Origin of the sequence: Bacillus sp. OTU2372, from assembly GCF_038440275.1 — a bacterium.
GTDB lineage: Bacteria > Bacillota > Bacilli > Bacillales > Cytobacillaceae > Neobacillus > Neobacillus bataviensis_B.
The window spans coordinates 1-10000 of the sequence record NZ_JASATK010000048.1 but is presented as its reverse complement, the minus strand read 5'-3'; the positions used below and the strand labels follow the sequence as shown (position 1 = coordinate 10000).

Here is a 10000-nt window from a genome sequence, read left to right as displayed (position 1 = left end):
GTTAGTGTAATAAGAAACAATTTACATAGTATATAACAAAACAACCCAATAACCATAAATAGGGTTGTTTTTTTTGTTGACATAAAATATATCCTAATGTTAGGATAAAAAAGTCCTAAGTTTAGGATAAATAAAATTAGGATAAATAATTTTAGAGTAAAAGGAGAGAAAAATAAATGACTGTTTTATCAATAATTCTTCAAGGCATATTAGGATTAGGATTCCTAATGTTTGGGTTTATGAAATTCGGTTCGAAGCAAATGGTTGAAGGATTTAAGCATTACGGGTATCCAGGATGGTTTAGAGTATTTACAGGATTAGTGGAACTTATTTCGGCTGCTTTAGTTATTATAGGTATTTGGAATGAAACATTGGCTGCTTGGGGTGGATTATTTATCGTGGGAACGATGATTGGGGCTATTCTAACCCATATCAAAATAAAAGATACTGTCAAAAACATGATGATGCCGATTGTTTTGTTAATTCTTGGATTAATTGTATTATTTATAAATTTTGGATCATTGCTTTAAGCCTTTTAAAAGATAGGAGGGATTTTAATGGAAATTAACATTATTAAGCCACAATATCAAGCGATTGGGCAATTCGACGGTGGTAAGATAAAAGAGCAAAAACCCATTGGCTTTTCTGGAGAAGGTTCATTAATAAATCGCCTAGGTCCTTTGTTTTACTGGGCTTGGGGAAACTCTCAGGAGCCTGCAGAAATTGGTCTGCATCCACATCAAGGCTTTGAAATTATTACTTATGTAGTCAAAGGAAAAACCTATCATCGTGATACTCTTGGTACAGAAAGTGTTGTAGATGAAGGGGGAACCCAACTCATGCAAACAGGATCTGGCGTGTATCATGGTGAAGCATTAAAAGAACCATCTGAAGCTTTTCAAATCTGGTTTGAACCACATTTAAGCCAAGCAATAAAACGTAAGCCTACTTATTCCCAATATAGCTCAAATGAATTTTCTGTATTAGATAAAGATGGTGTAAAAATTAAAACAATACTAGGAAACGATTCACCTATGAAAATTGTGACGGATGCTCAAATGTGGGATATAAGCATTCCAAATGGAACAGGATATACTCACAGCCTTACAGCCAATCGAACGTTAGCTGCTTTAGCAATTAGAGGTGATGGGGACGTTTCGTTACAAGCAAATGAATCAACTCACTTTACACATAAAGATTTTATTGTAGTTCAATCGGAACAAGGTGGAGAAGTAACAATTCATGCTTTAGATAAAAATCTAAGAATCTTCCTAATTGATGTTCCGACTAAAGTTGATTATCCTTTGTACAGAAAGCCAAGATAAACCTAAATAGAATGATAAAAATTATTTTAATAGGAGGTTCGGTGTATGTATCAAGGAGATGAACAAAGTCAGTTGGATTTGAGGTTGATTCGTGTTTGGTTGAAAGCTTTCCAAGCTATTACTGAAAACATACTGAAAGATATTGAAAGTCATAATCTTAGTAGGGAAAATTTTATGATTCTGGAATTGCTTTACAGTAAAGGTCCGCATCCTGTTCAAAAGATCAGTGAGACGTTCTCTATTCCAAGTGGAAGTATCACCTACGTCGTAGATAAGTTAGAAAAGAAAGGGCTTGTAGAAAGACAACCAAACCCTAATGATAGAAGGGCTTCTAATGTTGTCATAACAGAAGAAGGAAGAGCACTGTTTGACGAGATTTTCCCGAAACATGTTGCAACAATCTCAGAAAATGTTTCATTCATTACTAACGAAGAGAAAGAGCAACTAATTACTTTATTAAAGAAAATAGGTCTAGGTGTACAAAGTTTAAAAAAATAACAGATAAAACATAAGGGGAGAAAAAAAGAAATGAAATGGGTTATTCGTATTCTTCAAGGATTACTTGTGGTTGGTTTTGCAGCTTTTGGTGTAATGAAGCTAACAGGAAATGCAATGCAGGTTCAAACATTTGAAGGTTTTGGTTATCCGTTAGCATTCATGTATTTTATAGGTTTCTGTGAAGTATTAGGAGCTATTGGACTATTGGTTGGATTTTGGAAATCAAGAATTGCTTTACTGGCTTCTGGTGGACTCGTATTACTAATGGCTGGTGCTGTGTTTTCACATTTTAAGGCTGGACAAGGTATAGGATTAATAATGCCTGCCTTGGTCTTTCTTATCTTAAGTCTTGTTGTTTTACTTGGAAAAAGTGCAGGAACTTTCAGTAAGAACGTGTGAAAAAGAACTTTTGGTTTTTATTGTACAGGGGTTCATGCGTGATAACAAAAAGTTCTTGATAATATAGATTTTTTAAAAAAATAATAGGTGGTAATGCTAATGGGGTTTCTATCCAAATTATTTGGAAATTCATCTATAAAGGAGAAAGAAAAAATGACAAATGTAAAATTAGCAGTGATTTATTACAGCATGGGTGGAACAAACTATCAACTAGCTAGATGGGCTGAAGAAGGAGCAAAAGAAGCTGGTGCTGAAGTAAAGGTTTTAAAGGTACCTGAATTGGCTCCACAATCTGCAATCGAAGGAAATCCAATTTGGAAAGCCACAGTTGAAAAAACAAAAGATGTACCAGAGGTTAAATTAGAAGACTTAGAATGGGCAGATGCCATTATTTTCAGTGTTCCGACTCGATTTGGCAATATGCCTTCACAAATGAAACAGTTCCTCGATACTACTGGCGGTCTATGGTTCCAAGGCAAGCTTGCAAATAAAGTGGTAAGTGCCATGACTTCTGCTCAAAACGCTCATGGTGGGCAGGAAGCAACCATTTTATCCCTTTATACAACCATGTATCACTGGGGTGCAATTGTTGCCGCTCCTGGATATACTGATCCAGTTACTTTTGGAGCTGGCGGTAATCCATATGGAATAAGTGTTACTGTTGGGCAAGATGGAAAAATGATTGAAGATGTTCAAGCAGCTGTAAAACATCAAGCAAAACGTACTGTAACAGTTGCAGAATGGGTAAAAAAGGCAAATCAATAAGTAAGAAAAACTAATCGGAAGTTTTCCGATTAGTTTTTTTTTCGAAGGTAACCCATCAAACTGTAATGAATGGTATAACTGCTGAACAGTTTGGTCTTTTGGTAGGGGGCATGAAATTGAATATTGGTGATAAAGTAACAAATTTATCATACAATGGATTTATGAAAGTGGATACTGTGAAATAAAACATATTAACAAAGCCAGGACAGAACTTGTACATGTTTCTGAAATTGAGCTTCAAGGGGATAATACTTTAGGATTAATAATATGACCTAATAAAGGCTGCCAGTTAATTGGCGGTTTTTTTATTGAAGTAAAAACCGCAACATCCAGCGGGTGTTCTTATCCTATTATCAAAATCAACAATAATATTATAAATTATCTTTTTCCCAAGAAAGCAACATTGTGAAGTAATACACTTAAACTATAGGGTAGCTTTACTTGAATAAAGAGTAAAGCCTTTTATTAAATTATAATAATTGAAGAACATTTTTGTTAGTCTAAAGAAAAAAGAAGATAAATTGAGGTAATAAAAATGTATGAATTTAAAGATGAGTTTGAAAGAAAAGAAAAAAAATATAAGATATACCTATATTTATTTATTATCTCTGTTTTAATAAATACATTCATTGACATTTTTTTTGACTTGGGAATTGAAAAAGTTTCTGGAGTTCGCATAGTTATTAGCCTTTTATTTTTTGGTGTTATTCTTTATTTTGGTTTGCGTAGAAAGTTTTGGGCTGAGGTTATGATTAAATTTTTTGTCTGGCTAAATATTATTTTATTGTTCCTCATTATTACTGTTAAGATTTTAGGGTTGTAGTTCAAATTAATTTTTAATGTTCTTTATCTAACGGGGTGCTTGTGCGGCCGAGCATAGGTCGGATCATATAGCGGGTGGGATTCCCGTCGAGTAAGAACTAGCCATTCGCTCGTAGCGAGTCTTGGAGGGCTAAAGGTAACTTTAGTCTTTAAGCGTAGACAGTTAGGTGGCGGGCCGAAAGCCAAATGGTTGAAGGGATTGAGCTCCATAATGTTAGTAAATCGAGAGGGCTGATGCCTTAAGCACAGCAGAAAGCTACATTTTATCTTTCGTTAAAGGCAAGAAAGATAAAACCTCTCTGGAGTCAGAGACCTTGGCACGTTATACATTGATATGATACGGCAACTCGGGAGACCCTACCGGTCTTTTCTTTTTTTTTAGAAGAGTATGGTGTACAAGCGATAACAAGCAAGGAAACCAAATGCCGATGTAGGGAGTCGGATAGCAGCGTAGTACCAATGAAGTTGGGTAATGCCGACGGAGGAAAGGCTAGCTACCAGTTATCACCCTTACTAGGGACACATTTACTACACACAGAGGTAGGAATAATAAATGGAAACAAAACTACTAAGGATAGCAGAATTAGCAAAATCTGATTCTAAAATGAAATTTACATCTCTTGCACATTTATTAAATGAGCAATCACTAGCTCAATGTCACCAGGAGCTACCTACCAAAAAGGCAACTGGGGTTAATGGTACAACTAAAGAGCAATACAGTGAAAATCTAAAAGAAAACATAGAGGATTTAGTACATAGGCTTAAAAGCAAAAGTTATCATCCTGTTCCAGTAAGAAGAATGTATATTCCAAAGCTCAATTCAAACAAGAAAAGACCATTGGGAATTCCGGAACATGAAGATAAGATTGTTCAAAGAGGCATTACGAAAATACTAAATACCATCTATGAAAATGATTTTCTAGACTGTTCATTTGGATTCCGTCCAAATCGTAACTGCCACGATGCTTTGAAAATACTGAACCATTATATTGAAAAGAGAACAGTGTATTATGTAGTAGATGTAGATATTAAAGGATTCTTTGACAACGTTGACCACACATGGATGATGGAGTTCTTAAAACTGCGAATCGCTGACCCTAACTTACTTAGAATCATTGGTAGGTTTCTTAAAGGTGGTTATATGGAGGAAGGTAAGAAATATAAAACAGACAAAGGCACACCGCAAGGTGGAGTAATATCTCCGATATTAGCCAATGTATACCTCCATTATGTCCTTGACCTATGGTTCGAGAAAAGGGTTAGGAAACAGTGCAAGGGACAAGCATACATAGTGAGATATGCAGACGATTTTGTTTGTTGTTTTCAATATAAATGTGAAGCTGAGCAATTCTTCCATTCATTAAAGTTGAGATTAAAGAAATTTAATCTAGAAATAGCTGAGGATAAAACCAAAATCATACCCTTCGGGCGGTTTGCGGAGCAAAATGCAAATCAACAGGGAAGAAGTAAACCGGAAACTTTTGATTTCCTTGGATTTACACACTATTGAGGTAGGAGTAAACAAGGAAAATTTCGAGTAAAACGGAGAACAAGCAAGAAGAAAGTCCAAGCTAAACTAAAAGAAACTAAAGAATGGTTGAAAATTAACAGAAATAAAGACATTCATATGATTATGGATAGATTTAAACGCTCACTAGTAGGTTATTACAACTATTATTGCATCACAGATAATACCCAAAGTGTAAATAAATTCAGAGACAAAATCGGGTACTTACTGTATAAATGGCTCAATAGAAGAAGTCAAAGGAAATCATTTACTTGGGATAAATTCAGACTCTTTCTTAATAAATATCCATTACCTTACGCAAGAGTTAAGGTTAATATATACGACTTAAGAAAAGAAATTAGCTATATTTTGTAAATGATAACTAGGAGGAGCCGTGTGCGTTAATAGCGCAAGCACGGTTCTGTGAGGGGGAGGAGTACAATTTACCGCAAGGTAGAAAGGCTCCCTTCTACTCGACTTTCTTCACAACAAATGGCAACGAAGGGAAAAATTTTTATGGTAATGTTCGGTGGAGTCATTCTCTTTTTAATAGGTATTGTTTCTTTTATATCGCTATTGGTTTATGGTTATAAAGAATTTAAGGCAGATGAGTCTAAAACACCAAAAAAAGTGATCTTTTTAGTTTTAGGAATACTTGATACCTTTTTCGGTACAGGTGGTGAATTAACAGGACTTGCTTTAATATTATCACTTGCAGCTATCCTTATTGGTCTTGTGATTATGGGGGTATTTCATTAATACAAAATGTGAAAGTTTGTGAAATATTGCACTTAAAGTAACGGGTGCAAGAGTTAAATATGGGATCGCCGCAGCGGTCCCTTTTTCTTGTTGTGCTAACGTGCAGTTTAACTTAAGAAGAAGTAGGCAGACAAGAAAAGCGTTTTTTTGTGGTGGTGGTGGGAGATTAGCGAAGAACAACTTACGACATAAAATGAATACTTAGAAAATGAATAGAGAATGCTAAAAAAGAGGAGGGCTAAAGATGTCAAATAAAAATCAGTGGCTACTTAATGTTCCTATGGTTTTATTAGTATGGTTAACAATCCCTTTTTTAGGGGTACGTAATATTAAGAAATTCCTTCCTGCATCCATTTTTATTGTAATTGTAGAAATTCTTCTTGCCCAAATTGGGAAGGAACGCAAATGGTGGGTTTTTTATAAAAAAAATTCATTTATTTCAGTGGCATTACCTTTTTATATTGGCCCTTTTTTAATAGGTTCAATGTGGATTTTAAAATGGACATATGGAAATTTTAAACGTTTTATTACACTCAATGCAATAGTAGATGGTATGTTTGCCATTTTAATGATGGGTTTATTAAAAAAATTAAAATTAGTTACACTCGTCCGGTTTAATAAAATTCAATTTTTTCTTTATTTGTTTCTTAAGTCGTTCTTGTTATATGGATTTCAATACCTCATTGAAAAGAGAAATGCTGACTAGATTTGGTTAAAGGGATAAAATTGTTAGTTATGTTAAATTGATGGCATATGTGAAATTTTGCACTTAAGCTCCCTCAGTTAGATACGATTATCTCTCAAATACTCACTTATTCGCAAGATTTCAAATCACTTGTAATAATACTAGGGGACTGATGAAAGGTGTTGTTAGCATTTTGGCTACATGATTTTCCATATAATGTACGTTTCTCCACGCCACCCCTGGAGGTTTTCGCTCCCATGTCTCAACGGGTCAAATGCCCTTTCATTCCTTCGTCATGCCTATCCAAGTGGTAGATGCCGGTCTTTCTAACGGAACGGGTCAGAGCCCTTATGCTTAAGTAATCCGGTCCTTCGTACTTTCTTTGAAATCCTACGAATAAGCCAATATTCGAAATGTATTTATCTATTAGTTTATTAATTTACCTGTAATTGAAGATATGTTGGAAATTTTATTAAGCAGCTATTGAAATTAAAGGTTGTACTTTGTCGGAACGATAAGACTCATTTTTTCTTGCCATGCCTACTAGAATTCTTGCGAATTTATTTATTAATTTCATGATGGACTTCATTTTCTTCATCTTTTTCACATTAACATTATTAGAATGTAATTCTTTAAAATCGGGGTTGTTCATGACAAGGCTCATTGTGGCTAGGTACAAAAAGCGTCGTAAGCGGGACCTTCCTCGTTTTGAAAGGACAATTTGTCCTTTCCATTTACCTGAACTAGCCTCTGCTAAATGTAACCCTGCATGTCGTAATAAAGAATTACCATGAGCGAAACCACTGAGATCTCCGGCTTCTCCTAAAATACCGGCAAGTGCAATTTCGCTTATGCCTTTAATGGCAAGCAATTTTTTAGCGAAAGGTATTTTTTTAAGAACTTCAGTGACTTCCTTTTCAACTCTTTCGAGTTGGGCTGTAGCTAGATCGAATTCTTCAAGTAATTGTTCCAAGTGTAATTTATAAGCATCAAGTGCTTGTGGTGTACCAACAGAATGGGTAGCTAATTCAATAAGTAGTTTTGCTTTTCTTAAACCAGCTTGTCGTTTCATTAAGGTTTTCCAGCCGTTCACGATATCCTGTGGTTTCATTGAACTAATTTCAAGTGGGGTAGGGAATAAGCGAAGTGTTGCGATTGCGCCTTTTCCTTTAACATCTTTGAAAACTTGCCGAAGTTCTGGGAAAACAATATCTACCCAGCGGTTAATCTGATTTACAGCACTAACAAGCCTTTTTACGGTCATGTCACGATTAGACATTAAGACTCGTAGTTTTTCAAAGATTTCTGAAGAAGGGCGAATAAATGAATAATAGCCATTCTTCACCATATCAGCGATAACTAAGGCATCTTTTTTATCACTTTTAGATTGGGTATTATCTCGATTTTCTTTATTTTTTTTTACAAGGTGGGGGTTTACTGTCACTACTTCAATATTTCTTTCATAAAGCCATTTTGATAAGTTAACCCAGTAGTGTCCGGTTGGCTCCATACCAACAATCGTAGTATCTAAGCCCTTTAAAGCTTTCAACCGATTAATCCATTGTATTAATCTAGCAAAGCCATCTTCATTATTTTCGAACGTTAGAGGATCACCAATAACAATGCCACGGAAGTTTACGGCACGAGCAACGTGAAACTGCTGGGCTATATCTATTCCTACAATAAGATGTTTGATCGAAATTCTTTCAATTAGTTGATTTTGTTTGTCTTGCATTTTAAACTTCATATTAGAGCTTCCTCCTAAGAATGATTTTGTGTTGTGTGTGTATAATCATCTTAATGAGGGGCTCTATTTTTTTCAAACGCGAAAAATAGCTATCTACAGGAATTCTAACGAGTGCAAGAGTTGAAGAACAGGGCTGTCGTTGCGGCAGGCTTTTCTTATGTGCTAACGTGGCAGGTTAATTTAACAAGAAAAAAGGTTTTAATGGTAAAATTATGTAAGGTAATTTTAGATAGAAAGATGTTGCGATTGTCTTAAATACATAGGGAGGTGCTTTGTTGAAGGAGAATAAAGAAAATAGAGGGAATTGGAGAAAGTTTATTAGCTTTACATTTATCGTTGGTTTAATTGTTGCATTTTTTTCGGTTTTTTCTGATAATTTGCCATATATGAGTGATGGTGTAACAGTTATTGAATTAATCATTTCATATTTAGCGGTAATGATTAATTCCTTACCAATGTGGTTTATTCTTGCAATGCTTGTTGGCTATATGTTTTCGAGGAACATTAGGGAGGCTGCGTTACTTGGAGCCATTTATACAATTTCTGCAATTTCATTTTACTTCGTGATTGGGCATTTTAATACGGATGCTGCAGTATCTTTATCATTCAAAGAACAGGCATTTATTTATGCGAGTTGGTACGGAGCTTCAACTATCGGTGGTATCCTTGGTGGAATTGTAGGATTTTTAATAAAAAAAACACCATATGCTCTACTGGTTTTACTTGCAGGGTTGTTCTTACAATTATTTGTGAATGGTATAAGGAGCTGGAGTGACATTATTGGAATTGCACAAAATGTTACCTATTGTCTAATGATTGTAAGCATTGTTATTTATTTAGTGATTATGAAGAAAAATGAAGGAAGAGAATATTTGAGAATGTGAAGAGATGCACTTAAACTGATATGAACGAAACTGTCAAGGCTCCCTACACAATTTGTTTTTTGTTTGGTTTTTGACCAACTTTAAGAAGAGAAGCGTATTTCGGCTTCTTTTCTTTCTAAGTTCGAGTTCAGCCTTTTAAGGCTAGGGAATCTCCTTCTCAGCCAGCTAGCTCCTTCCGTAATGTAGCTCTGATTTGGTTTGTTTTTTCCAGTAAACAGTGTAACCAAATTAATCTACGGTGTTACGAGTAAGGAGCTAGTTTCGTTCATGATAACTAAAGGGATCTTTAATTGAAGATGGACTGAGAGTTTTAGCCTAAGTATTCTCAATCTGAAAAGCTTAGTACGTAAACTGTATAAGCACATAATTATTGATGAAAAGGGGTTACCATCAGGAGAAATTTCATTTGAGACAACAGAACTATTATAAATTAGACTGTGTCCTTTTTTTTCCCTATTAATAATCACTTCGTATTTAAACTTATGAAACTATACAATATCTTGTTTCACAGGTATTTAACTAATAGAAAAGCCGAGGGCTTCAATCCCCCGACCATTTATAACACTAAAAAGGTTATTGTTTATGGAAATAAATACCAAGTGATGGTAT

General features: G+C 34.9%; 11 protein-coding genes and 1 pseudogene. 11 read left to right on the top strand and 1 reads right to left on the bottom strand.

The features are described 5' to 3' along the window. The first annotated feature begins 176 nt into the window (after window positions 1–176). The 10 genes and pseudogenes from AAHB15_RS29525 to AAHB15_RS29480 all read left to right on the top strand — a co-directional run bounded on the left by AAHB15_RS29525 (window position 177) and on the right by AAHB15_RS29480 (window position 6781). Entirely contained in the window at window positions 177–530 is a 354-nt protein-coding gene (locus tag AAHB15_RS29525) for a DoxX family protein (RefSeq protein ID WP_335575792.1), read from the top strand. Window positions 531–557: 27 nt separating this feature from the next. After that, the gene (locus tag AAHB15_RS29520; protein ID WP_335575793.1) at window positions 558–1325 is read left to right on the top strand and encodes a pirin family protein; all 768 of its coding nucleotides are present in this window, start codon (window positions 558–560) and stop codon (window positions 1323–1325) included. Between the two features lie 45 nt (window positions 1326–1370). Further along, the gene (locus AAHB15_RS29515; protein WP_335575794.1) at window positions 1371–1823 is read left to right on the top strand and encodes a MarR family winged helix-turn-helix transcriptional regulator; all 453 of its coding nucleotides are present in this window, start codon (window positions 1371–1373) and stop codon (window positions 1821–1823) included. Window positions 1824–1853: 30 nt separating this feature from the next. Continuing rightward, entirely contained in the window at window positions 1854–2222 is a 369-nt protein-coding gene (locus AAHB15_RS29510) for a DoxX family protein (protein WP_335575795.1), read from the top strand. Window positions 2223–2375: 153 nt separating this feature from the next. Next, window positions 2376–2987 (top strand): NAD(P)H:quinone oxidoreductase, encoded by a 612-nt coding sequence (wrbA, locus tag AAHB15_RS29505; protein WP_335575796.1) that lies wholly within the window; start codon window positions 2376–2378, stop codon window positions 2985–2987. Window positions 2988–3522: 535 nt separating this feature from the next. After that, window positions 3523–3810, top strand: a complete 288-nt coding sequence (locus AAHB15_RS29500; RefSeq protein ID WP_335575797.1) for a hypothetical protein — start codon at window positions 3523–3525, stop codon at window positions 3808–3810. A gap of 552 nt (window positions 3811–4362) precedes the next feature. Beyond that, window positions 4363–5319 (top strand): group II intron reverse transcriptase/maturase, encoded by a 957-nt coding sequence (gene ltrA, locus AAHB15_RS29495; protein ID WP_335575798.1) that lies wholly within the window; start codon window positions 4363–4365, stop codon window positions 5317–5319. Between the two features lie 81 nt (window positions 5320–5400). After that, a pseudogene (locus AAHB15_RS29490) lies at window positions 5401–5691 on the top strand (group II intron maturase-specific domain-containing protein); the annotation flags it as partial. Between the two features lie 141 nt (window positions 5692–5832). Next, a complete protein-coding gene (locus tag AAHB15_RS29485) occupies window positions 5833–6075 on the top strand; it encodes a hypothetical protein (protein ID WP_342043860.1) in 243 nt (80 codons plus the stop codon). 244 nt (window positions 6076–6319) lie between these two features. Next, on the top strand, window positions 6320–6781 hold the full coding sequence (locus AAHB15_RS29480; RefSeq protein WP_144568915.1) for a hypothetical protein: 462 nt from the start codon (window positions 6320–6322) through the stop codon (window positions 6779–6781). A gap of 451 nt (window positions 6782–7232) precedes the next feature. Here AAHB15_RS29480 and AAHB15_RS29475 read toward each other — a convergent pair whose 3' ends face one another. After that, window positions 7233–8507: an IS110 family transposase gene (locus AAHB15_RS29475; RefSeq protein ID WP_335575801.1), complete on the bottom strand. Its 1275-nt coding sequence runs from the start codon at window positions 8505–8507 to the stop codon at window positions 7233–7235. A 275-nt stretch (window positions 8508–8782) separates the two neighbouring features. On the opposite strand from AAHB15_RS29475, the gene AAHB15_RS29470 reads away from it, so the two are divergent. Next, window positions 8783–9391 carry a hypothetical protein gene (locus AAHB15_RS29470; protein ID WP_144568917.1) on the top strand — a complete coding sequence of 203 codons (609 nt, stop codon included), beginning with the start codon at window positions 8783–8785 and terminating at the stop codon, window positions 9389–9391. The last annotated feature ends 609 nt before the right edge of the window (window positions 9392–10000 follow it).